The sequence below is a fragment of the Paenibacillus sp. 2003 genome, from assembly GCF_031455635.1.
GTDB classification, from domain to species: domain Bacteria; phylum Bacillota; class Bacilli; order Paenibacillales; family Paenibacillaceae; genus Paenibacillus; species Paenibacillus amylolyticus_B.
On record NZ_JAVDTB010000003.1, the window covers coordinates 354,659 to 378,680 of the forward strand.

General features: G+C 46.8%; 20 protein-coding genes. 10 read left to right on the forward strand and 10 right to left on the reverse strand.

The genetic code is table 11. The features are described from left to right. Positions 1-59: 59 nt before the first annotated feature. The 3 genes from J2X75_RS17035 to J2X75_RS17045 all read right to left on the reverse strand — a co-directional run bounded on the left by J2X75_RS17035 (position 60) and on the right by J2X75_RS17045 (position 945). Positions 60-251, reverse strand: a complete 192-nt coding sequence (locus tag J2X75_RS17035) for a hypothetical protein (RefSeq protein ID WP_036611535.1) — start codon at positions 249-251, stop codon at positions 60-62. A gap of 39 nt (positions 252-290) precedes the next feature. Continuing rightward, on the reverse strand, positions 291-662 hold the full coding sequence (locus J2X75_RS17040) for a hypothetical protein (protein WP_307539250.1): 372 nt from the start codon (positions 660-662) through the stop codon (positions 291-293). 121 nt (positions 663-783) lie between these two features. After that, positions 784-945, reverse strand: coding sequence for a hypothetical protein (locus tag J2X75_RS17045; RefSeq protein WP_167483752.1), 162 nt, complete (start codon positions 943-945; stop codon positions 784-786). 145 nt (positions 946-1,090) lie between these two features. Between J2X75_RS17045 and J2X75_RS17050 the strand changes: the two genes are divergently transcribed. Then, positions 1,091-1,372, forward strand: a complete 282-nt coding sequence (locus J2X75_RS17050) for a hypothetical protein (RefSeq protein ID WP_017690238.1) — start codon at positions 1,091-1,093, stop codon at positions 1,370-1,372. A gap of 153 nt (positions 1,373-1,525) precedes the next feature. Further along, the gene (locus J2X75_RS17055) at positions 1,526-3,424 is read left to right on the forward strand and encodes a HAMP domain-containing sensor histidine kinase (RefSeq protein ID WP_310338106.1); all 1,899 of its coding nucleotides are present in this window, start codon (positions 1,526-1,528) and stop codon (positions 3,422-3,424) included. Positions 3,425-3,501: 77 nt separating this feature from the next. On the opposite strand, the gene J2X75_RS17060 is transcribed toward J2X75_RS17055, so the two are convergent. Together J2X75_RS17060 and J2X75_RS17065 are read right to left on the reverse strand one after the other, a co-directional pair. Beyond that, entirely contained in the window at positions 3,502-3,744 is a 243-nt protein-coding gene (locus tag J2X75_RS17060) for an NHLP leader peptide family RiPP precursor (RefSeq protein ID WP_091015589.1), read from the reverse strand. A 54-nt stretch (positions 3,745-3,798) separates the two neighbouring features. After that, the gene (locus tag J2X75_RS17065; protein ID WP_310338109.1) at positions 3,799-4,746 is read right to left on the reverse strand and encodes a hypothetical protein; all 948 of its coding nucleotides are present in this window, start codon (positions 4,744-4,746) and stop codon (positions 3,799-3,801) included. A gap of 219 nt (positions 4,747-4,965) precedes the next feature. Here J2X75_RS17065 and J2X75_RS17070 point away from each other — a divergent pair, with 219 nt between their 5' ends. Next, complete coding sequence (locus J2X75_RS17070) at positions 4,966-5,703, forward strand: hypothetical protein (RefSeq protein WP_307539243.1); 738 nt, start codon at positions 4,966-4,968, stop codon at positions 5,701-5,703. 36 nt (positions 5,704-5,739) lie between these two features. Here J2X75_RS17070 and J2X75_RS17075 read toward each other — a convergent pair whose 3' ends face one another. Both J2X75_RS17075 and J2X75_RS17080 read right to left on the reverse strand, forming a co-directional pair. Continuing rightward, the gene (locus J2X75_RS17075; protein WP_310338110.1) at positions 5,740-6,993 is read right to left on the reverse strand and encodes an acyltransferase; all 1,254 of its coding nucleotides are present in this window, start codon (positions 6,991-6,993) and stop codon (positions 5,740-5,742) included. 176 nt (positions 6,994-7,169) lie between these two features. Further along, positions 7,170-8,165: an LCP family protein gene (locus tag J2X75_RS17080; RefSeq protein ID WP_310338112.1), complete on the reverse strand. Its 996-nt coding sequence runs from the start codon at positions 8,163-8,165 to the stop codon at positions 7,170-7,172. A gap of 184 nt (positions 8,166-8,349) precedes the next feature. Between J2X75_RS17080 and J2X75_RS17085 the strand changes: the two genes are divergently transcribed. From J2X75_RS17085 to J2X75_RS17105, 5 genes are all read left to right on the forward strand, one after another. Continuing rightward, a complete protein-coding gene (locus J2X75_RS17085; RefSeq protein WP_310338114.1) occupies positions 8,350-8,901 on the forward strand; it encodes an undecaprenyl-diphosphatase in 552 nt (183 codons plus the stop codon). 206 nt (positions 8,902-9,107) lie between these two features. After that, on the forward strand, positions 9,108-10,844 hold the full coding sequence (locus J2X75_RS17090) for a methyl-accepting chemotaxis protein (RefSeq protein WP_310338115.1): 1,737 nt from the start codon (positions 9,108-9,110) through the stop codon (positions 10,842-10,844). A 341-nt stretch (positions 10,845-11,185) separates the two neighbouring features. Further along, entirely contained in the window at positions 11,186-14,179 is a 2,994-nt protein-coding gene (locus tag J2X75_RS17095) for a glycoside hydrolase family 9 protein (protein ID WP_310338526.1), read from the forward strand. Positions 14,180-14,267: 88 nt separating this feature from the next. Next, entirely contained in the window at positions 14,268-17,543 is a 3,276-nt protein-coding gene (locus tag J2X75_RS17100; protein ID WP_310338117.1) for a glycoside hydrolase family 48 protein, read from the forward strand. 528 nt (positions 17,544-18,071) lie between these two features. Beyond that, the gene (locus J2X75_RS17105; RefSeq protein WP_310338118.1) at positions 18,072-18,866 is read left to right on the forward strand and encodes a C40 family peptidase; all 795 of its coding nucleotides are present in this window, start codon (positions 18,072-18,074) and stop codon (positions 18,864-18,866) included. 119 nt (positions 18,867-18,985) lie between these two features. Here J2X75_RS17105 and J2X75_RS17110 read toward each other — a convergent pair whose 3' ends face one another. After that, entirely contained in the window at positions 18,986-19,891 is a 906-nt protein-coding gene (locus tag J2X75_RS17110; protein ID WP_047844139.1) for an ArsR/SmtB family transcription factor, read from the reverse strand. Between the two features lie 182 nt (positions 19,892-20,073). On the opposite strand from J2X75_RS17110, the gene arfA reads away from it, so the two are divergent. Further along, entirely contained in the window at positions 20,074-21,579 is a 1,506-nt protein-coding gene (gene arfA, locus J2X75_RS17115) for an arabinosylfuranosidase ArfA (RefSeq protein WP_310338122.1), read from the forward strand. 517 nt (positions 21,580-22,096) lie between these two features. Here the strand turns inward: arfA and J2X75_RS17120 are convergent. Further along, the gene (locus J2X75_RS17120) at positions 22,097-22,849 is read right to left on the reverse strand and encodes an MBL fold metallo-hydrolase (RefSeq protein WP_310338125.1); all 753 of its coding nucleotides are present in this window, start codon (positions 22,847-22,849) and stop codon (positions 22,097-22,099) included. A gap of 131 nt (positions 22,850-22,980) precedes the next feature. On the opposite strand from J2X75_RS17120, the gene J2X75_RS17125 reads away from it, so the two are divergent. After that, entirely contained in the window at positions 22,981-23,412 is a 432-nt protein-coding gene (locus J2X75_RS17125) for an Lrp/AsnC family transcriptional regulator (protein WP_310338128.1), read from the forward strand. Between the two features lie 34 nt (positions 23,413-23,446). Here J2X75_RS17125 and J2X75_RS17130 read toward each other — a convergent pair whose 3' ends face one another. Continuing rightward, a complete protein-coding gene (locus tag J2X75_RS17130) occupies positions 23,447-23,947 on the reverse strand; it encodes a hypothetical protein (protein WP_310338131.1) in 501 nt (166 codons plus the stop codon). Between the last annotated feature and the right edge of the window lie 75 nt (positions 23,948-24,022).

Here is a 24,022-nt window from a genome sequence, read left to right on the forward strand (position 1 = left end):
GATGACGCTGTGAAATTACAGACGTCATCTTTTTTAAGTCTACTACGGATCTATATAAGTTAGTCATCCGAAGAGGGCTTACGAGAAGCCTTCTCTTTGGGAATGGCATGCTCGACCGCATCACGTTGATCCTCATCCTCAAGTGCTTCGGGGAAGGAGTCCTCAGTGAACAGTCCGAAGTCCGGGTCAATATCTCGTTCGGTCACGAGATTATCCGGTTCATGCACATGCTTTTGGCGATCTTCCTTCATCGTGTATGCACCTCCTAATTCAGGATGTCATAACAGCCGTTAATGGCGTGGTGGAATGTCGTTCTCCGGTTTGGCATCCGCACCAGCACCATTAAGCAGATCGGTACCATGCAGCGCATCCGGATCGGGTGCAGCAGGATCAACCGGACTGTTGGGTTGTAGAAGATCTGCATCCGGTACAGATTCCAGCGGTGTCTCAGCCAAACGTGAATCCAATTCCGGCTCGTCCACAGCAGTTGCGGCTACGGGTGCCGGATCCGTATCTTCCGTTACAATCCGTCTGCCGGAAACTTCATCAAAGGTATCCATATCGCCTTCCGGGACTTCCGTCTCTGGGGGAATATCGCGGGACCTCTGATAACGGTCATAATAGCGGTCGCTCTCTTCGTTACTAATTGGTTTGTCAGACATGAGTAACACTTCCTTTCATTGTCGGTTGTCCAAAACTTCTTACCCCGTAGTTACCCAAAGCGCTAGTGTTGTAATCTTGCACAGGTTATTATCTCCGGGTGTTCACTACGATATGAATGCCTTAGAATTTGGGGAATACATATTTAACCAAGAAGTATAAGAATCCGAAAAAGATAATGATATATGCGGCATATTTAATAAATGTGGAAGCGACCTTACTTGAATCCGATTTATGTTGAACATCCTTGTGTTCCACCTCTACCGTACGATGTGGCTCATTCATTGTAATCATCTCCTTAGCGTGTTTGTTTGCTTTGAGAAACCATTACACCCGGATCAAAGGATTGAATCGCAGCCACCGTTTTTACAGCTTTTCCTGTTTTGCCTATGTTATGATGAAGCTTGAATATGTAAGGGAGGAATTTCATGTGGACTGGTTCACACTGGGCAATATGATCACACGCATCCGTATCGGACAAAAGGCGTCCACACCCGGGTTCTCCCGTACCGTCATCCGTCGTCCGGATGGTTTGTTTTGGGTAGGCGGTATATGGTCCGGGCAAGTTGTACAGTTACGGGATTTCCTTTTTTCCGACATATGGACCATCTATGATGATGAGGAGACAGAGCAGTGGCTTGAATTTCGCAGTCAAGTTGAACAGAAAGAACGGGAAATGATAGTGAACCAGTTCGAAGACTTGCGTGATTAATCGGATAACTTTAACAATAAAATGGAAATAAGACTATAAATCGACTTAAATGTGAAATTTCATTTTATCTCAAGAAGGTGACGTGACAAACGGTGGCGAATGATAAATGAGAGAATCTAAGATAGGGAAAATTGGAACTTTGAGGTGCTGTGAATGAAAAATGTGCCCAAAGCTATCGTCATCTTATGGATGAGTGTATTGATTATTCTAGGCATGCCACATGGGATAGTCTTTGCAACTACAGGAGCGGTTCAGCAACCTGTATCCATTACAGGATGGGAAGTAAAATGGGGGAACGTTGACGATCAAGGGTTCATCAGTGAGGTTAAGGGAGCAGACGAGATATGGGAAAAGCAGAACAGCGATAAGTTAGAGTATAGCAATACGGATCGATCGAATTCTTTATGGACTCGCCTGACCATTCCTGAGTTGAGTGAGGAAAGTTCAGCCATTCGATTTGAGAACATTAAAGGTAATCATATTGTTGTTTATCTGGAAGACCGCAAGGTCTACGAGAACTACCATTACAATTATGATAATAATGCTGTGTTGCTGCCCTTATCCAGCGAAAATTCAGGTGACACGCTCTATGTATGGTCACAAAATGAAAAAGGCCGTCTGGGGATACAAGGTACTGTTCAGGTTGGACCTTATGCCGCGTTACAGGAGAAATATATTCATAACGGACTTATTGATGTGATTTTGGGCGCGACCTTTGTTTTCACAGCGATTACGATGCTGAGTTGTACGTTCTTCCTTGGCAAATTCCATAAGGGATTATGGATCTCGCTATGCATCGTGATGGGTTCCATCGGCACGATGATCATCACGTACTCGCAATTTTTGTATACGTTCTATCAGGTATATGGTGACCTGTATTCTGTAGTTTTTGATCTGGCGATGCTGCTGGGTATGCCAGCGCTATGTTATTTTTTTGAACAGATTATCGGGCCAGGACTGCATGGAATCTTCACCAAACTGCGAAAAATACTATTCATATATTCAGTTATCGCTGTGTTCTCACTATTTATCTATGTTACTTCAGGTGGGCAATGGGAGATCCTCTACAATCTGCTCGTACAACGTGTGGTTGGCATTGTGCTGGTCATTCTGCTGACAATCCTGTTGGTTGGTACCATCGCCAAAGCGCTGCAACGAAATCGGGAAGCTATGCTGCTTGCGACGGGATTCGGTACATTTGCCTTGATCAGTGTGGCTGAACTGTTGTGGTATTATCAGCGGAGTGGGACGTATCATCTGTTATGGTGGAAATGGTCCATGGTTGCATTTGTGATCTCGTTGATTGCCATTCTCGGAAGTCGTTTTGCCGAAAAACATACTAAAGTTCTAGAATATTCCAAGGAACTGGAGCTGTTCAACAATGAGTTGCAGCGATCTGAAAAGATGGAGATTATTAGTGAATTGGCCGCTTCCGTTGCCCATGAAGTTCGTAATCCACTTCAGGTGACAAGAGGGTTCCTGCAACTTATGACGGAACAGGAAGACAACAAAAATAAGGGGTATGTGCGAATTGCACTGGAAGAACTTGATCGGGCATCGGGCATCATAACGGATTTTCTTACCTTTGCAAAACCTGAGTTTGACCATATTATCTCGCTCAATATCTCGGATGAATTCAATCATATTGAAGGCATTCTTGTACCGATGGCTAATCTGGAAGGTGGTAAAATCACCACCGACATTCCGCCAGATCTATATATTCGAGGTAATTCCTCGAAGTTCAAGCAGGCTTTTATCAATATTATCAAGAACAGTATTGAAGCTTTGCAGGGACAAGGCCAGATTGATATCTGGGCGTACAAGCAGGATGGAATGATTAAGGTGCATGTCAGGGATAACGGAGAAGGGATGGACGAGGAAGCACTCTCCCGGTTGGGCGAGCCTTATTTCTCCAATAAAATCAAAGGCACAGGCCTGGGCATGATGGTGACATTCCGAATTGTTGAAGCGATGCAAGGACAGATCAGCTTTACAAGCACCAAAGGGGTAGGAACAGAAGCGGTTGTATCTTTTGCCGAGTTCGTCGAATGACGAACTCACAGAAGGATACAGCGGCTTTTTTTGTTCCTACCCCTGATTTCTTACACTACAAGATTAGCTCACCCGAATTAACTTCTCCAAGGTCCGCAATTCACATCATAATTTACTTTGGAAGGATTGGGAGGTATGACAAGCACATAGTCATTTTGCTGCTCCTCAACAGTACGTACCTGAATGTGCTCCGGAATTACGATGCCGAACGCTTCACGAAGCGCCTGCTTCGGATTGGAATGCAATTGTTGTCTGAAGTGCTCGTCAGTCCAAGCCTTTTCAATAATATCCTCATGCAACGTTTTCTCTGATACCATCATCGTCAACATTCCCTTCATATTTAAAATTAAACTGAATCAGCTTAGTCCTTATGCTCAGAATCCCAACTGTTGCTCGCTAATCCAGTGATGAAACCCGCCTTGGAGAAGCTGTTTCTTCCGTTGTGTAATGTCCTGAACAGCTTGTACTAAAATGCTGCATAAATAAGAATTAAACGCTTCGAGATGCGATATTCCTAAGTTAGACGATGTTAGTGTACGATTATAGTGATAAGCAATGTCTACGTAAGAGTTCATGAGTTGTGTATTGTATACATTGTCATGTATACGTTCGCTTAGAGGATGAACTGGATAGTTGTGATTCAGTGCTGCGGATATGTGGGAGAGGTAGCTGTTGTAGTTTCCATGCACAGCATCTTGTTGCGTGTCTGTGAAGTCATCGGTCATCTGGAGGGTCATGAGTGTGATGTTGATGGCAGAACACACCGGGATGATCCGGTCGGACTGATTCAGCAGAAGCAGTGCACCAGTAGCTCCAATGAGCAGAGGGGCAGCCTTTTGTGCAATCAACAAGGGATTCTGTTGGAAATAATCAATGGAATGCTCACCCGTAACACTCACGGCCCAATCCACTACATATTGTCTGAAATAGACCCAGAACGTGGAGGAAGGATTGAATAATACTGAGTAAAGTTGAAGTGCATCCATGTAATATAAATTACCCAGGGATAACTTCAATGTGGCATTCTCCGGTTGTTCATCCATCACGTCGTCCTGATTCAGAAAATATAACATATGGATGAGACAGGCTGTACTTAATTGGTGTGCTTTCTCTGGGGGTAGTTTATCTGAGTGTTGCATCCAAAGTGGAATGATGTACCCGATGTAGCTGTGTCCCGAATCTCGTAACAGCGGATTAACCGAACGAAGCTGCTCTAATGCATGTCCTGACAAGGGTTCGGGATATTCCCGTACGAGTTGTTCCGCTGAAGCAAACACGACCTCCAGATCGGATCTAAACGGATCTAACCAATCTTTCCGCACTGTTACATCTCGTCCTTCCTGCGATAAGGTGGTCCAGGACTGTTCGACTAGATCATGAAGTTACATTCATTATAGCGGAAATAAAATGAAAAAAATAGGATTTTTTGTGATCAATTGTGAGAAAAATGATGACTTTTTGTATTTTATGGCATAAAAAAGTGGATTTTAGGCTCAAACTAGGAAGGCACAGGATTTCGACATCGGAAAGGCGGCAGAAAAATGAATTTGAAATGGAAAACATGGATGGCAGCCGGATTGGCAGCCGTAGTTATAACAGCAGCAACAGGACATGTAGCATTCGCTGATTCAACCGTTCGGGCTGAGGAACATGGCAATGCGTCAAAAGTTTCTTCCTCCGGCAAACCAGCGAAGCCATGCATGCAGGCAGGACACGGTCTGTTCATGATTGGTGAGACGGCAGACTTACTTGGGATTGGACTTCGGGATCTGAAAGAACAGATGGAACTTGGCAAGACGTTGTCCCAGATTGCGAAAGAGCGTAAGGGACTTAGTGAGGAGCAGTTATTACAGAAGTTGAAGCCTACACTTGCACAGCGTCTGGATCAAGCTGTAGATGAAGGGTGCCTCACCAAGGAACAAGCTGCAGCCACGAAGGCGGACATGGATACCAAGTTGAAAAAGGTCATTAATACCCCCCTGCGTGATTTGCGGCGTGAATTTGCCCACCATGGCAAACGTTCCATGGTGGATAAGGGCGAAATTGCCCGGTTTATTGGAGTCACGCCTGCTCAATTGCACGAGCAGCTTCAGGGAGGGAAATCTCTGGCTGAGATTGCTCAGGCAAAAGGCATTAGCGAAACGCAGCTGGTGGACAAGCTGAAGGAACAATTAACGGGTGATCTGAAGAGATTTGTGAATCAGAAGGGCAACGTACATCCAGCCCCGGGTCCCCAGGAACCTGTTCCTGGACGATCAACTTCGAGTGAAGTGAAATAAAGAAGAGCGTCTCCATAAGGGGACGCTCTTCTTGCTTCATAATGTCTCACGCGTTCCCCGACTGTGGGCGGGAATAGGTGAGGGGCTTGGCTGGGGTGAGTTTCTCTTATCCGCATTAACAGAAGAATTAGGTATAGAACGTGGTTTGCGTATTAACCCTACGGTGAAACGTGAGCCAGGAAGCTTGGATAATGCCCAACTGATTGCAAGAGCAATACCAACCGTTACAAGGAACGATAGCAACGTTACAGGCAGATGCCATCCACTGAGTTGAAGCGGTCTGGTTACATAAGCGATCGCGTAGATCACCAGTGCATGAACCAGATATCCACCAAATGAATAGCGGCCAATCCAGGATAACAGGCGCTGAAACCGTGTATCTTTGCCCCGCATCAGTACAAGGAAACCATACATCATAAACATCTGAGCCATAATGATCAGGAATGTGGTTGGTTTCAGATAGGTGGAGATATTCAGATTAACAACATCCCCGGACCCACGCAGCACATCGTAACCAAGCCATATATACATCCCTATAAACAGACAGATCGTCCATGGCAGCACCTTCGTGGTCCAACTCCTCCAGCTATCCACTGACCAGGCACATACGGCACCCAGTAAAAAGTAGAACCAGTACATCACCCATGAATAGGAGCGATATTGCAGTAACGTTGACCAAGGCTCAGACATGGATTCTGTCCAGCCCCCCATATTATAGTAGGACCATTTCATAAGCAGGCCGTAGAATGCAGCTGCCAAGACAATGAGTGCCACAATGATTTGCATGGGCGTGAAACGTGAGGCGTTCTGGATACGTATCTGGATGGCTTTTGCTCCTGTCCAGAATAGGGGAAACAGAATATAGAACTGAAACACCATAATGACAAACCAGAGATGATATCCCGTCTGCGGGACAAACAGTTCACGAATCAGACTGCGAAAATCCGGTATGCCTGCAAGCCAGAACGCGGGGGTGAAGATACGGACAGACAGCCAGTAGATCAGTGTCCATACGACAAACGGCATATAGATATCGCCAAATCGCTTTCGAATGAAGCGAGGATATTCCGGTTTGGTGTTACGATGATGGTAAAACAACATTACACCCGATAGAAATACAAACGTTGGCGTACCAAATCGGGTCAGATGATAAATCATGGTCAGCATAATGGAATCCGGTTGTTCAATATCAGCGCGATAGATATACTCAGCGATACTATGCTGCATGACGATTGCCAGAAAGGCAATGCCCCGCAGTTCGGTCCATTCTGCTATTCGCGGTTTTTTCACACGTAATCCTCCCTCCAGGAACCGGAGTTCATCATATAAGGGTACCCGTTAAACATTAAGGCTGCATTAAATGGAGAAAATAGGTACAAAAAAAGACGGCCGAAACCGTCTTTTCTGTGGGCATAAAACTGAAATATACGTGTTTAATAATCGCTTTATTTTCAACTCTGTTATTCTTAGTTCTGTTCCTCTGATGATGGAGTCTCTGAGGACTCGGCATCTTCTTCAAACAGTTTCTGAATGTAGGACTGGAGTTTGGTCACATCAACACCCAGTACCTGAGCTGAGCCGACCAGTTCATTGGTGAGTAGTTTGTTCGGTGGAATCTGCTGCTGATCGATATCGTTCACATGGATATCGAAGCCAAGTGATGCGAGTTTTAACATCTGGGTTGGACTGAGGTCTGTCTCAATATAAGGAGCGATGGCTTCCAGGATATCCGGGATTTTGAAGAGCGACGTAGTGCTCTGCATTTTCTTGGCCAGCTCGGTCATAAAGATCCGCTGCCGTTCGGTACGGGTAAAATCCGAGGTGGCATCATGCCGGAACCGAACATATTGCAGGGCGGTTTTGCCGTCCATAAGCTGCAACCCTTTTTTCAAGTCAATGTCGTACATATGTTTATCTGCTTTACTGGTGTAATACATGTCTTTCTCCACGTCAATCTCAATACCGCCTACCGCATCAACGAGTGCCATGAAACCTGTAAAGTCTGTGTAGACATAATGCTGAATGGGAATACCGAGCAGATCACTGACGGTTTGTTTGGTCAGCTCCGCACCCCCGTAGGAAAAGGCTGCATTAAGTCTGCTTTTGTCATGCCCTGGAATGGCTACATAGGTATCTCGCAGTACAGAGAATAGATGGGCTTTCTTGGTGACTGGATCAATGGATGCCACCATGACAGAGTCCGAACGCCCTGCATCGTCGCCTCTTGAGTCTCCACCAAGGAGCAGAATGTTCACCCGTTCCTGGCCCTCCCATCTGGGAATCGTTGTAGATGGTGTGTCTGAATCGCTGTCTGTGCCGGAAGAGGACGAGTTGGATGAAGTCCCGGAAGCAGTGGAGATGCTATTGGCAAAATGAACAATCGAATATCCGTAATATACAACGACACCTGTAATCGCAAGTGCCAGGGTCAGGGCTGTACCCCATAACCATTTTTTAAGCATAATCTTCACCTTTCTATGATTGAACTGATATGTAACCCAAACTAGTTTAACAAAAAGAAAGCAAAATGTCCTCTTTGATTTCGTAACTTCGGTCAATGTGAGGATTATTTGACAAATAGTTAGTGTATATTTATTATGTAAAAAATAATCTTGTTTTGTGTAATGGGGGTATTAAAAGCCAGTTATGAATCAATCACTATTTAATTGGATTAATCAGTTTGCAGACCAAATACCGTTTCTGGACTGGTTTATGATCACATCATCCGAGTATGCGGTTTGGGTCATGATCGCACTGCTCGTTATCGTATGGTTTCTCGGCGATCCATCGAAACAACGAATTGTTTTTTATGCCTGTGTGGCTTCCATTGTAGCGCTAGTTCTGGCCAAGTGGGGGATATCACCAGCGGTCGGTCATCCAAGACCTTTTGTGGAAGGGACTGTGCATCAGCTGGTATCCCATGTACCTGATCCTTCTTTTCCAAGTAAACATGCTTCCTTTGTATTTGCTCTAGCGGCTGCTTCATTCTTTATTGGACGTCGCTTCGGGTCATGGATGTTGTTACTCGCTGTGTTGACAGGGGTGTCTCGTGTATATGTTGGTGTGCATTATCCAGGAGATATTCTGGGAGGATTCATTCTCGGAAGTCTGCTTAGTGTGGTTCTGATTACAACCCGCAATTATACCAAGTCGATTCCCGACTTTTTCATTAACATACACCGACGTGTTTTTCGTTAGCGATTGAAAGCAATGTCTAGTGAAGTTTTGGTAGTTTAGTTTATTGAAAGAAGTCTCTTATCTCTGGTTCTGCCAAAGATGGGAGGCTTCTTTTGTGTTATGTTCGAAGTTAAATGAAATTTAGAGAAATTGAATTCTGACATCTACAATTCATGGCGATAGGTGACGATATACTATAAATATGTATTATTTGAGGAGTGGGACACATGGAAGATACGCGGGGGAATATGTTGGGGAAATTGAAGTTAACGATTCGAGGCAAGCTACTGACTGGTTTTCTGATAGTCGTGGCTCTGTTGATTATTGTAAGCGGCTATGCACTAGTACAGATCCATGATATGTCTAATAAAGCGGCTGCTGTGGATAAGACCTGGATGCCGAGTGTAAGCCTCCTGGGCTTGATGAATGGTGATATCTCAGACGTAGAGCGGTTGGCGTTGGCGATTATCGTTGAACAAGACGAAGAAGAAAATATTAAGGTGAATGAAGCGTTAAAGTTGCTCCTCACGAAGATTGAGGATGAGCGTAAACAGTTGCTTACATACATTGAGAGCAATGATGAAGCGATGAAGCTCTACAATGATTTCAGTACGAATTATGATGCTTATGTGGAGAAAATGCCAGCATTCATAGAATTCGGTATTGCAAATAACTATGAAGAAGCAAGTAGACTGCACACTGAAGCCTATCCAATGTGGTACACAGCAAACGACTCTATCACCAAGTTAATCACTTTAGGCAATGAAGGATCGGATGCAGCAACGAATGAGTCTGTTGTGATGGCAGAGAATACATTTAATGTGATTTTGGCAGTGACGATTTTTGCATTCCTGGTAGCTGTATTTATTGCCTTCTTCATTGCAAGCATCATTTCACGTCCAATCAAAAAGATGAATGAAGCGGCCATGGCTATTGCCAATGGTGATCTGACGGGTAAGACGATTGTGCTCAAGAACAAAGACGAATTGGGAACGCTCGCGGCTTCCTTCAATACCATGAGTGGCAATTTGCGCTCCATGATTGAATCAGTATCGATGACTTCCGAACAGGTAGCCGCTTCATCGGAGGAGCTTCTTGCAAGTGCAGAGCAGAATACCCAAGCCTCGGAACAGATTTCCCAAACGGTCGAGGAACTGGCTGTAGGTACGTCTGATCAAGTTGATATTGTGAAGCGCTCTTCACAGGCGATGAATGAGATGGCTCTCGGATCAGAGCAGATTGCCGAGCTTGCTCAGAGTGTATCCGTATCTGCTGTAGATGCGGCGAATCAATCTTCCGAAGGAAATATGATTATTCAGCAAGCGGTTGAACAGATGGGTTCTGTTCGAAATTCCATTGCTTCGCTTACAGAATTGGTTACAGGGCTGGGGGAACGTTCAGCAGAGATTGGAACCATTACCGAGGTAATCAATAACATTGCCCGGCAGACCAATCTGCTTGCACTGAATGCAGCCATTGAAGCCGCACGAGCAGGAGAGCATGGACGTGGTTTCGCCGTAGTTGCGGGAGAAGTGCGGAAGCTCGCTGAGGAATCTTCTACATCTGCGCAACGAATTACGGATCTCGTTCAATTGATTCAGAAAGATACGGATCATGCTGTTCAGGCAGTCAAAGTGAACAGCAGTGAGACAGAAGCAGGAATCGAGATGGTTACTGCGGCAGGACAAGCGTTTGAGCAGATCTCGGATGCGGTCAACAAAGTTGCGGGTGAAATCCAGGAAGTGTCTGCAGGTTCAGAGGAAATGTCGGCGAGTACAACTGAGGTTGTAGGATATGTAAGTCAAATTTCCAACATTGCTGGAGAGGCAGCGGGCGGGGTTCATAATGTATCTGCCGCAACTCAGCAGCAGTTGGCTTCGATGGAAGAGATTGCTTCATCCGCAGGTTCATTATCCAAAATGGCCGAAGAACTGCAGGAGCAGATTAACAAGTTCAAAGTGTAACTAATGAGATGTTCTGACACCTAAGGTGTACAGAAACATACAGATGAGATGGTCAGAATACCATTCAATTTGTGGTTTTGATTACAGCAAGGGTGAGAAGCTGTTTCTCTAACGCGTATGTGCGTTAGAGAAACAGCTTTTTTTGTCGCATGACGCAGAGCAGGTCACAACAATGTTATTGCAGAAGTCACCAACGCTTATATAGCTAGTGAAACAAACGGCTATAATGGTAATTAATGGTGGAACTTACACTGAAATACACCATGGGGAGGAGCGATATAAACTTGCAGTCCAGAGTAATGCATACGGAATATTGATGAAGAGGAGATGAATAGTTGAACATGAAGGGGAGCTGGTGGAGACGAGTCGCTATGATCGCGTTATCGGCAGGACTACTGGCAGGGAGTTTATCGATGGGCACAGGAATTCGTAAGGCGGATGCGGCCGCCGGAAATCAGAACTATGCTGAAGCACTGCAAAAGGCCATTTACTTCTATGAAGCACAGCGTTCGGGACCGTTGCCAGCCAGTAATCGGGTCGAATGGCGTGGTAATTCGGGCATGCAGGATGGGGCTGATGTAGGCGTTGATCTGACCGGAGGATGGTATGATGCCGGAGATCATGTGAAGTTTGGTTTTCCGATGGCTGCTTCCGCAACGATGCTCGCCTGGTCTGTCGTGGAATACAGTGACGGATATGAACAGGCCGGACAACTGGAGGAGATCAAGGATAATATCCGATGGGCGACCGACTATTTTATGAAAGCGCATACGAAACCAAATGAATTATGGGGACAAGTGGGGGCAGGTAATACCGACCATGCCTGGTGGGGACCCGCAGAAGTCATGCAGATGAACCGTCCTTCATTCAAGATCGATGCTTCATGCCCGGGCAGTGATCTGGCGGCAGAAACGGCTGCCGCACTGGCAGCGTCATCGATTGTATTTGCAGATGATGATCCGGCATATTCGGCCAGACTGCTCCAACATGCGAAAGAGCTGTACAACTTCGCAGATACATATCGGGGGGAATACACCGATTGTATCACTGATGCCGCAACGTTTTATAATTCGTGGACAGGATACGAAGACGAGCTGGCATGGGGCGGAGCATGGCTTTATTTAGCTACTAATGATAGCGCTTACTTGTCCAAAGCCATTGCAGCTACGGACCGGTGGTCTTCTAGCGGAGGCTCAGCCAATTGGCCGTATACCTGGACACAAGGTTGGGACAGTAAACATTATGGTGCCCAGATCCTGCTTGCCCGTATTACGTCCAGTTTGAACATGCCGGAGGCGACGAGATTTATTCAGTCGACTGAGCGCAATCTGGATTATTGGACGGTTGGAGTCAATGGGACACGAGTTAAGTATACGCCAGGAGGTCTGGCGTGGCTGGATCAGTGGGGCTCGCTCCGATATGCAGCGAATGCATCCTTTATTTCTTTTGTATACTCCGACTGGGTCAGTGATCCTGTGAAAAAGTCAAGATATCAGGATTTTGCTGTCTCACAGATGAATTATATTCTGGGCGATAATCCGCGTCAGAGCAGTTATGTGGTCGGATATGGGCAAAATGCACCTCAACATCCGCATCATCGGACCGCTCACGGTTCATGGCTGAATAACGAAGATATCCCGGCTAACCATCGCCACATTCTGTATGGTGCCATGGTCGGTGGCCCGGATGCATCGGATGGATATACCGATGATATCGGGGATTACGTGAGTAATGAGGTCGCAACCGATTACAATGCTGGTTTTACCGGCGCACTGGCAAAGATGAATTTGCTATTTGGTCAGAATCATCAGCCCCTTGCGAACTTTCCTGCACCTGAGGTGAAGGGAGATGAGTTCTTTGTGGAGGCTGCGATCAAATCATCAGGTGCCAATTATACGGAAATCAGAGCACAGCTTAATAATCGTTCTGCTTGGCCTGCCCGAATGGGAGATCAACTGTCTTTTAAGTATTTCCTGGATTTGAGTGAAGTGTATGCTGCCGGACGTAGCGTATCGGACGTCCAAGTGACAACCTCCTATACGGAGGGGGCGACGGTATCCCAACCCGTTGTGGTGAATGCAGCCCAGCATATCTATGCCATTACGGCGAACTTCGGTAATACCAAGATCTATCCAGGTGGGGAAGGAAATTATCGTAAAGAAGTACAGTTCCGCATTACAGGCCCACAGGGTGCATGGAATGCCAGCAATGATCATTCGTTCCAGACGCTGACCACAGGTACTCCTGTGAAGAGCATATACCTTCCAGTCTATGATGCAGGGGTGAAGGTGTATGGACAGGAGCCTGGTGTTACACCAGTCACGGTTCCAGGCGCACCTGCTGGCGTGCAGGCTGTAGGGGGAAGCAGTCAGGTTAACCTGACCTGGGCCGCTGTATCCGGGGCCGAATCGTATACGGTGAAGCGTTCCGAAGTGAGTGGAGGACCATATACAACTGTTGCAACAGGTGTTAATGGATTGACCTACATGAACACGGGACTGACCAACGGGACGACTTATTATTATGTAGTGACTGCTGTGAATTCAGCAGGGGAATCATCGGGTTCTGTGCAGGTGTCGGCTACCCCGCAAGCAGCTTCGACGGTGCCGGGAGCACTGACTTTAAGTGGGACAGCTGGTAATGCGCAGTCGGTCCTGTCTTGGACAGCAGCCTCGGGCGCTACTAGCTATAAGGTACAACGTTCGGTGGCAGGTGGGACATATGCAGATGTGGCAACCGGATTGTCCGTGTTGACTTACACCGATACAACAGCGCTGAATGGCACCACGTACAATTACCGGATTGCAGCCGTGAATGCGAACGGACAGACACTGTCCAATGTCCTGGCACTGACGCCTTCTGCACCTCCGGTGACGACCGGTACACTCGAAGTGCAGTACCGCAGCGGAGGGTCCGGGAATTCAAGTAATGCGGTGACTCCGCAGTTCAACGTGAAGAATACCGGAACACAGGCGATTGATCTCAGTACCGTGAAGATCCGATATTATTTCACCAAGGATGGTGCGGATCAAATGACCTTCTGGTGTGATTATGCCGAGATGGGAACGGCCAATGTTGAAGGTACATTTGTCGCAGTGAATCCGGAGAAGGGTACCGCAGATACGTATCTGGAGATTAGCTTCAAGTCGGGAGCAGGCAGTTTGGTCGCTGGAGCAGAGACCGGCGTGATTCAAGCACGCTTTTCCAAAAATAACTGGAGCAATTTCGATCAAAGTAATGATTATTCCTATGATGCTTCCAAGACGGCTTTTGCCGTATGGAACAAGGTAACCGGGTATCAGGGAAACACCAAAGTATGGGGCTTGGAGCCGTAACTGGCTGAATGTCAGAAGACGAAGAGCAGCATGGGCAGACCAACAACACTTATATTCAATTTCCACTATTCCAGGGAGGTATATATTAATGTTGAAATCAGCTGCGAAAAAAAGTTTAACAGCCATGCTGGCGGGAACCGTCATGTTGACCGGATACACCGGACTCTGGGCAGGGCCGCAAACAGCACATGCCGCAGATCAGGCCATCGAGATTCAGGCAGACAGCATTAATGAAGCCCGGTTTTTGCAATTGTATGATCAGTTGAAAGATCCTGCGAACGGATATTTTTCGCCAGAGGGTCTACCGTATCATTCCATTGAGACGCTGTTGAGTGAGGCCCCGGATTATGGTCATATGACGACGTCAGAGGCATACAGTTACTGGCTGTGGTTGGAAACCATGTATGGCCACTACACGGGAGATTGGTCCCAATTGGAAGCAGCTTGGGACAGTATGGAGAAATACATTATCCCGGTCAACGAAGGTGACGGCAAGGAAGAGCAGCCTACGATGAGCTCATATAACCCAAACAGCCCTGCTACGTATGCAGCGGAAAAACCTTTCCCTGATCAATATCCATCGCAACTTAATGGTCAATATGCAGCGGGTAAAGACCCGATTGATGCCGAACTTAAGGCGACCTATGGTGACAATCAGACCTATCTCATGCACTGGCTGGTCGACGTGGATGACTGGTATGGATATGGAAACCTGTTGAATCCATCACATACGGCTACCTATGTGAACACGTTCCAGCGTGGGGAGCAGGAGTCTGTGTGGGAAGCCATTCCGCATCCATCCCAGGATGATAAATCTTTTGGTAAGGCAAATGAAGGTTTCATGAGCTTGTTCACAAAGGAAACTCAGGTACCGTCAGCGCAATGGCGTTACACTAACGCAACGGATGCCGATGCGCGTGCTGTACAGGTGCTGTATTGGGCGAAGGAGATGGGATACAACAATCCGGAATATCTGGATAAAGCGAAGAAGATGGGGGACTATCTGCGCTATGGTATGTATGATAAATACTTCCAAAAAATTGGGAGTGCAAAGAGCGGTACACCAACTCCGGGTACAGGCAAGGATTCCAACATGTATCTCATGGCTTGGTATACGTCTTGGGGCGGTGGCTTGGGTCAAGGTGGGGATTGGGCTTGGCGCATTGGAGCGAGCCATACCCATCAGGCTTATCAAAACCCGGTTGCAGCGTATGCTTTGTCTGATCCGGCAGGCGGCCTGATTCCGAAATCAGCAACAGCGAAGGCAGATTGGAATGCTACGCTGAAACGTCAGTTGGAATTCTACACTTGGCTACAATCCCATGAAGGAGCTATCGGCGGGGGAGCAACGAACAGTCTGGATGGTTCATACAAAGCCTATCCGGCAGGCGTAAGTACATTCTACGACATGGCTTATCAGGAGGCACCTGTATATCGTGATCCGGATTCCAACACCTGGTTTGGATTCCAGGCATGGCCGCTGGAGCGTGTAGCCGAGATGTACTATATTCTTGCGGAGAGCGGTGATTTGACCTCTGAGAACTTCCAGATGGCCAAAAAGGTAATCACGAAGTGGATCGACTGGAGTAAGGATTATGTATTTGTGGGTGAGCGTCCGGTGACGGATGCGCAAGGCTATTATCTGAATGCGGCTGGACAGCGCATTTTGGGTGGAACTAATGTTCAGGTAGCAACAACGCAGGCTCCGGGAGAGTTCTGGATTCCGGGTGGTCAGGAATGGCAGGGTCAACCTGACAAATGGAACGGATTCAGTTCGTTTACGGAAAATCCGAACTTCCGTGTAACGACCAAAGATCCAGTGCAGGACACAGGAGTTCTGGGAAGTTACGTTAAAGCTCTGACCTTCTTCGCAGCGGGAACACAGGCAGAGAACGGCACACTTAGCGCGGAAGGCCAAGAAGCCAAGGATTTGGCCGAGGCTCTGCTGGATACAGCTTGGGATTACAATGATGGTGTGGGGATTGTTACGGAAGAAGAACGTAAAGACTACTTCCGCTTCTTTGCCAAAGAGATCTATATCCCGGCGAACTGGTCTGGAACCTTTGGTCAAGGCAATACGATTCCAGGTACAGCAGGTGTACCTTCCGATCCGGCGAAAGGTGGCAATGGCGTATACATTGGATACTCCGATCTGCGTCCGGCCATCAAGCAAGATCCGGCATGGGCTTACCTGGATAATCTGTACAAAACGTCATATAATCCGACAACGAAGCAGTGGGAAAACGGTGCACCAACCTTTACGTATCACCGCTTCTGGTCACAGGTGGATATGGCTACAGCGTATGGGGAGTATGATCGTCTCCTCGGAGATTCCGATAGTCCGGAAGTGGAAGTACCCGCTGCTCCTGCTGGCGTAACAGCAACTGGAGGAAGTGAGCAAGTGGTTCTGAATTGGAACGCAGCCGCTGGTGCAGCCTCGTATACCGTGAAGCGTGCAGAGGTGAATGGTGGTCCTTATACGTCTGTAGCGACAGGGATCACAGGATCGACATTCACGGATACAGGCTTGGCCAACGGTACAACGTATTATTATGTCATCACTGCGGTGAATGCCGTAGGTGAGTCTGCACCGTCGACACAGGCATCTGCAACACCACTCGCAGGTACTGTTGTGCCAGGCGTATTCAACCTTACTGGAACGGCTGGCGATGCCCAGGCGGTACTGACATGGACTGCATCAACTGGAGCATCAAGTTATAAGGTACAACGTTCGGTAGGCACCGGGGCATATGCTGATCTGGCAACAGGTTTGACCGCACTGACGTATACCGACGCTACTGCGGTGAATGGTACGGCTTATAATTATAGAGTCGTAGCCATTAATACGAGTGGTCAGACGAATTCAAATGTATTGGTGTTGACCCCATTGGCACCTCCAGTTACTACGGGAACGCTTGAAGTACAATACCGTAATGGTAGTTCAGGAACTTCGGTCAATGCGATTACTCCACAATTTAATGTGAAGAATACAGGTACAACTGCTGTCGACTTGAGCAAAGTGAAGGTCCGGTATTATTTCACCAAGGATAGTGCCGCTGATCTGAGTTTCTGGTGTGATTATGCACAGATTGGCAGCGGTAACGTGGAAGGGCATTTTGTTTCGATAGATCCGGCCAAGGGCACGGCAGATACGTATCTGGAGATTGAATTCAAAGCAGGTGCCGGGAGTTTGGCCGCAGGTGCCGAAACCGGAATCATCCAGGGACGTTTCTCGAAAAACAACTGGACGAATTTTGATCAAACGAATGATTATTCCTTTGATTCCACCCAAACGGCCTTCAGTGCCTGGACAAAAGTGACAGCTTATCAGGATGGCGCCAAGGTATGGGGAATTGAACCTTAAATGAGTTGATCGACCAGTTGTAGAGTGATGTTACTCATCATATAGGTTAAGCCAGGGAGAAATCCCTGGCTTTTCTTTTTTTTATGGAAAAGCAAAAATGAAATACGAAATAATCAAACGGACACTGCTAATAAATCGATCTGTATCCAGGTTGGAGGCAGAAATGTGAATACGGGGAACAGTATATAGAAATTGAACCATAGTAATGTTTACCATATTTGCGATTTTAAACATTAAAATCTAGTTCGTATGGCGCATGTCCTGGATGAGAATTGACCTAACTCTTGTATCGTGGAAAAATGAAGCATATCAAATAGTTACAATAATTTAACCTTTGTAAAAGAAGGAATCAGCAGTGCTTTTTGCCAATAGATGATGGACAGACCCTGATACTTAGTGCTCAAGTGCGCCTGCATCAATACAGGACTTTCGACTGATGAACGTTATGGATAGCCCGTTTACAATGGGGCAAGCCCGGGAGAACCAAGCCAGGTTAAAATTCTGTAACATCAGGGGGAACTCGACATCATGAACTGGAAGAAAACGATTATTACGGCAAGTGTCACAGCATCGATGCTGATGGGAAGTCTGACAACAGGAGCACTAACGGCACAGGTATCGGCAGCTGCTGTTGACAATTCACAAGTAAAAGTAATTTGGGGCGTAAACCTACGCACAACACCTTCTTCTTCTGCAAAGATTGTTCGCTTGGTCGCTAAAGGGGAAACGGTAACGGTGCTTCAGCAATCCGGTTCGAATTGGTATAAGATTAAGGATTCTGCTAATCGGACAGGCTACATATCTTCTTCATCCAAATACACACAAGCGATTAGTGGCGGCACAAGCGGATCTGGTTCGAATAGTGGTACATCGGTGACCGGCAATGCGTCTGTAGAAAAAGTGATTGCGGCGGGAATGAAATATTTGGGAACACCGTATGAATTCGGAGCGAGTCGTAACAGCACAGCTACATTTGACTGTTCCAGCTTTGTACGTCAGGCTTTTATCGATGCACTTGGCATCAAGCTTCCAGCTGATTCTCGTAAACAGGGAGCCTATGTGAAAGCTAAGGGTGCGGTTCAGACCAACTGGAAAAACCTGAAACGTGGTGATCTGATGTATTTCATGTCGTACAAAGGCAGCTCTGCGTCATCGTATTCGGGTGTGAATAAATCTACTGCAACGATTACTCATACAGGGATTTACCTGGGCGACGGCAAGGTATTACATACGTATTCCAACGCTGGCGGTGGTGTAACAACTAGTGATATCTCCGGCAAACACTGGGAGTATCGCTTCCTGTTTGGTGGCAGTGCGCTGTAGGCTAGAACAAGACCTTCATATATAATCCGAGCATGTTCATATGCATACAAAACACCTTCCATTCTGCCTTTGACAGGCGAGTGGGAGGTGTTTTGGTGTTAATTATTATTTTGAAAAACTCAATCGTGATAATACAGTCGGAACAGGATATCCTGGTTGTAGTTACCGAATCCCTCACCATATAAGGTAAGCCCGCCTACATGCTGAGCATCTTCTTCCACCGAAAGACGAAGGGTCCACTGGTTGCGTTCGACCGGAATATCTGCAAGTGTAATGTCGGATAGATGTTGTCCATCAATAAACGTACCCTCATTGGTAATTCGCAGTACCTTGAGCATGCCGTACTGATTGACACTGTCACTCCACCATTCCGGGGTGAACATGCCACGTCCGTTGCCTGAATCTCCAGGGCTTGTCCATTCCCCTAATCGGATGCCATTCAGCATGAATGTAATATCCGAGGGCCAATTTGGATTCACCGAAGGTGCTTCTGACCCGATCTCAAGGGACAATTCAATGGCATTGATCTGCTGTCCGGATAAGATATAGTTTGGAATTTTGTACTCCACAAATCCACGGCCAAACCATAGAATATGGGCATGCATCCGCTCGGGGTCGAGAAAATAACGAGGGTCATCATACTGACCGATAACATGATTGGACGTAGCCAGACCACATGTCGGATAGACGTCAAAGTGAGTATAGTGGCCCACAGGGACGGAAACCTCGTGCAGCTTGCGGGCTGTCCCGCTTTCCTGTGGCATGGAGATGCCAATCCAGTCTACAGCAAGGCTGTTCATTTTATGTGTGCCGCCGTCTTTACGTATCATTTTGGACTGAATAATGCCCACATCCTGAAGTTTGCGGACATGCATGGTCACGATGGCACTACTCAGACCCAGTGAAGCAGCAAGGTCCTTCACATTCATCGGAGTCTCTGCAACAAGGCGGATGATCTGTAGACGGACTTCACTGGCAAGTGCTTCATATAGGGGGAGCCATTCGGCATCGGTATTTGCTCTGATCACAGTTGTTCCTCCATTTTATCTGTATAGAATTAAGTTAAACATAAATTCAGTAAAAAGAATAACATTTTGCAAAATTCAGGTTGAAATTAAGGCTATAATCGATTTTAATATAAATATGAACGTTGATCCATAGAATATCAATTAATTTTTATATTAATCTTAAGGAGTTGAAATTCATTATGGAAAAAGCAAAAATGACGGTAGATAAAGATTTTACAATTGGTGTAGTGGATAAGCGCTTGTACGGATCATTTATTGAGCATCTGGGACGTGCCGTCTATGGCGGGATTTACGAGCCGGGGCATCCATCAGCAAACGAACAGGGTTTCCGCACGGATGTACTGGAGATGGTCAAGGAGTTGAATGTACCGATTGTACGTTATCCTGGAGGTAATTTTGTATCCGGTTACAATTGGGAAGATTCGGTTGGGCCTGTGTCAGAACGCAAACGCAGACTGGAACTGGCCTGGAGAACGATTGAGACCAATGAATTTGGCTTCAACGAATTCGTGGACTGGGCGAAACAGGCTAATTCTGAAGTCATGATGGCTGTCAATCTGGGAACACGGGGCGCCGATGCAGCACGTAACATTGTAGAGTACAGCAACCATCCAGAAGGTTCGTATTATAGTGATCTTCGTATCAAGCATGGATACAAGCAGCCACATGCGATCAAAACATGGTGTCTGGGCAACGAGATGGATGGCCCTTGGCAGATCGGTCACAAAACGGCAGAAGAGTATGGACGTGCAGCTGTTGAAGCGGCAAAAGTCATGAAGTGGACTGACCCGACAATTGAACTGGTAGCCTGCGGAAGTTCAAACCTGAATATGCCATCATTCCCGGAATGGGAAGCAACGGTGCTGGATCATACGTATGATCACGTGGAGTATCTGTCCTTGCATCAATACTACGGCAATCAAGAGCAAGATACGCCAACGTTCCTGGCACGCTCGCTTGAAATGGATCGTTTTATCGATACCGTGAAGGCAACTTGTGATTATATCAAAGCGAAGAAACGCAGCAAAAAAACGATGTATCTGTCCTTTGATGAGTGGAATGTATGGTATCACTCCAATGAAAATGATTCGAAGATGGACCCTTGGCAGATTGCTCCGCCACAGCTGGAGGATATCTACAATCATGAGGATGCACTGCTTGTTGGATGTATGCTGATCAGTATGCTCAAACATGCGGATCGGGTTAAAATGGCCTGTCTGGCACAACTCGTTAACGTAATTGCACCAATCATGACAGATACGGGCGGTGGTTCATGGAGACAGACAATCTTCTATCCATTTATGCATACGTCCCTCTTCGGGCGTGGAACAGCATTGGTGCCATTGATCCAGTCTCCAAAATACGATACAAAACAAATCACAGATGTTCCTTATCTGGAAGCTATTGCGGTTCATAACGAAGAGCAGGGTGAAGTGACTGTATTCGCAGTCAACCGTCATCTGGAAGAATTCCTTCCGCTCGAAGTGGATCTGCGCAGCTTCGGGAAGTGTACCGTGATCGAGCATATCGTGCTGGAGAGTGATGATCTCAAAGCATTTAATACGGCAGCACAACCAAACCGCGTTGCTCCTCATAATCGCGGAGGTGCAGTCATCTCCGATACCCTGATTACAGCGAGTTTGGCGAAAGCGTCATGGAACGTGATCCGTTTGAAAGTCCAGTAGGGGATAGCATAAAGGGATGTGACACGTGAGAGCGCAATGGCAGGCATGATGCCCGAGAAGGAAGCCAGCGGCTCAGCGTGTTCCTTCAATCAAAAAAGCTGGGTGCGAGTTCATCGCATCCAGCTTTTTTCGTTGTGTTTTGTAGGGAAAGGGAAGGCATGGGGGACATGAGTAATGATGTGGCAGACAAGGTAGCATATAAGTTAGGTAACGGCGTGTGTTGAAAATGGAGTACATGGTCATGTGCATACATGCTAACTAACCTAGGACGCCTTATTGTGCCGATTATCGTTATAGTAGAAATTTAACGAATCTGAGACACGTTATCCTGGCAAAAAGATGGATAAATCTCGGGAAAAGTATGCCCGGAGCGGAAATAAGTGTCTAGGATTCGTTAGAATATTAGAGTATCCAACAACAGACTAATAGCGTGTGCTGAGTTCGTTACAATTCACCCACCTGTGTGAAAAGGTTATTTCTCTTCAGCTTTGATTCAGCGTAGCTTCCGCTTCAAAACTCAAAACTCAAAACTTTCGCCGTCACGTGGGATGAGCACCTGACCATCCAACTGCTCTGATGCCAGATAAGTCGCAAGATCCGTACGAGACATCACACAATGGTTAATCGCATCCATGTGCACAGCGATGACATGAGCAGATGGCGCATGGCGTTTCACGGCTACAACGTCAGGCCCGTCCATTGTAATGGGATCACCCTCCAGGAAGCGTGCGCCTCCGGCATTCACAACAATGACTTCAGGCGTATATTGACGAATGGCCTCAGCAGGTTCTTCACACCAGATGGTATCCCCAGCGATATAGGTGACGGGTTCTCCGTCTGCTTCAAGTACGAAACCGGACACGTTGCCCATACGTTCTCCGATTTCACCTGTACCATGATGCCCGGATGTACGGGCGAATCGGACAGAGTGATGCTCATGTTTTTCATCTACAGCTGTTACATTTGTGAATCCGGCACCCAAAAATACATTTTCATCCCCGGGCTGGCAGAACAGAGGAATGTCTTTATCAAGTTGTTTCGTTGCTGCTTCATCCCAGTGATCCGGATGGGTGTGTGTCACAATCAACAGATCTGGATTCAGGTAATCCGTATCGGTTTCAGGCAGAGCTACTCTTGGATTACGTAACTCATTGGGTGTATTGGGGATTGCGGGGATGACTTCGGCGTCCATTAGCATTGGATCAACGAGAATGTTCAGCCCTCCGTATTCCAGCCACAGTGTTGCATTGCGAATCAATTGAATTTTCATTATATTTGCACTCCTTCGGGTTGTTTAATAGTATTACCCTATATGGTATACAACCCGTTTAACGTAGTACATAACATGATGAATGGAATTAGACCACACTAATTTCACCGTGAAAGGATTGCTGAAGCAAGATGAATGAAATGATAGATGACACGGATATCCGTATTTTGCAGATCCTGATTCAGGATGCCAAACGTTCTCACAAAGAGATCGGTGAACAGGTTCATCTCACGGGACAGGCCGTCGGTGCAAGAGTGCGCAAGTTGCAAGACCTGGATGTAATCGAAGGGTACACGGTAAAATGGAACCCGGAACGCCTTGGCCTCGGCTTACAGGCATTTGTCACGGTTTTCTTGAACTCCGGTGACAGACATGCTGCCTTTCGTACATTCATTACTGATCGTAAGGACATCGTTGAAGTCCATCGCGTCAGCGGAGAAGGCTGTTATCTGATGAGAGTGCAGACCGGCACCACAGAGCAGCTTGGCCAACTGCTTGAAGCATTGCTACCTTACGGCAATTACAAAGTCAGCCTGTCCATAGGTGTAGAGAAATCACAGTGATATGTGGGGAGCTTGTCCTCATCCATCCCGGTACTCAAAGAGCTTGCTGCTGTTCCTGCAAAGTCTCCTGAAGCAAAGTCACTGCCTGGTTCAGCTCTTTTTTGCTGAGTAGATGATCCGTTTGAATATGAGTCCGGGTGCCATCCTTCAGGAACAGAACAATCATGGGAGAAGCAGAAAGGAGCCATTTGCTGCGGGCAGGTGAGGCGAGTTCCACTTTGCGAATCCGGCTCCATGGAATCTTCCGTTTGCCCGTGCTTAACGCATCATCATCCCAGGATAACAACACGGCGGGAGTTCTGGTTAGTCGTGAGTCGAACATGAAAAACAACGGTCCAACAAACCACATACCCAGCACGGCTGCGATAGAATAGTATATCGTCTCCAGTCTTTCGGCTTGTCCGTCCACGATGATCCATAATAGGCTCACGCACAAGAGAAGGAAAAGAAAGCATAAACTTCCTTTCCATAGCGCAGTGCTGCGTTGGTAATGAATCTGCTGATGGTCACGCTTGGGTGTTTCGGGTTGATGCATGGATGCTCCTCCTAATTAACAATGCTGATCGATATGCCAAACGTGCCGCCTGCATGAGCAGAGCGGCATGTTCAA

Excerpts from the sequence above, each read along its gene's own strand:
- J2X75_RS17040 (WP_307539250.1), bottom strand. The coding sequence starts at position 662 with ATGTCTGACAAACCAATTAGTAACGAAGAGAGCGACCGCTATTATGAC.
- J2X75_RS17095 (WP_310338526.1), top strand. The coding sequence starts at position 11,186 with ATGAAGGGGAGCTGGTGGAGACGAGTCGCTATGATCGCGTTATCGGCA.
- J2X75_RS17045 (WP_167483752.1), bottom strand. The coding sequence starts at position 945 with ATGAATGAGCCACATCGTACGGTAGAGGTGGAACACAAGGATGTTCAA.
- J2X75_RS17090 (WP_310338115.1), top strand. The coding sequence starts at position 9,108 with ATGGAAGATACGCGGGGGAATATGTTGGGGAAATTGAAGTTAACGATT.
- J2X75_RS17055 (WP_310338106.1), top strand. The coding sequence starts at position 1,526 with ATGAAAAATGTGCCCAAAGCTATCGTCATCTTATGGATGAGTGTATTG.
- arfA (WP_310338122.1), top strand. The coding sequence starts at position 20,074 with ATGGAAAAAGCAAAAATGACGGTAGATAAAGATTTTACAATTGGTGTA.
- J2X75_RS17130 (WP_310338131.1), bottom strand. The coding sequence starts at position 23,947 with ATGCATCAACCCGAAACACCCAAGCGTGACCATCAGCAGATTCATTAC.
- J2X75_RS17120 (WP_310338125.1), bottom strand. The coding sequence starts at position 22,849 with ATGAAAATTCAATTGATTCGCAATGCAACACTGTGGCTGGAATACGGA.
- J2X75_RS17035 (WP_036611535.1), bottom strand. The coding sequence starts at position 251 with ATGAAGGAAGATCGCCAAAAGCATGTGCATGAACCGGATAATCTCGTG.
- J2X75_RS17060 (WP_091015589.1), bottom strand. The coding sequence starts at position 3,744 with ATGATGGTATCAGAGAAAACGTTGCATGAGGATATTATTGAAAAGGCT.
- J2X75_RS17105 (WP_310338118.1), top strand. The coding sequence starts at position 18,072 with ATGAACTGGAAGAAAACGATTATTACGGCAAGTGTCACAGCATCGATG.
- J2X75_RS17070 (WP_307539243.1), top strand. The coding sequence starts at position 4,966 with ATGAATTTGAAATGGAAAACATGGATGGCAGCCGGATTGGCAGCCGTA.
- J2X75_RS17100 (WP_310338117.1), top strand. The coding sequence starts at position 14,268 with ATGTTGAAATCAGCTGCGAAAAAAAGTTTAACAGCCATGCTGGCGGGA.
- J2X75_RS17080 (WP_310338112.1), bottom strand. The coding sequence starts at position 8,165 with ATGCTTAAAAAATGGTTATGGGGTACAGCCCTGACCCTGGCACTTGCG.
- J2X75_RS17085 (WP_310338114.1), top strand. The coding sequence starts at position 8,350 with ATGAATCAATCACTATTTAATTGGATTAATCAGTTTGCAGACCAAATA.
- J2X75_RS17125 (WP_310338128.1), top strand. The coding sequence starts at position 22,981 with ATGAATGAAATGATAGATGACACGGATATCCGTATTTTGCAGATCCTG.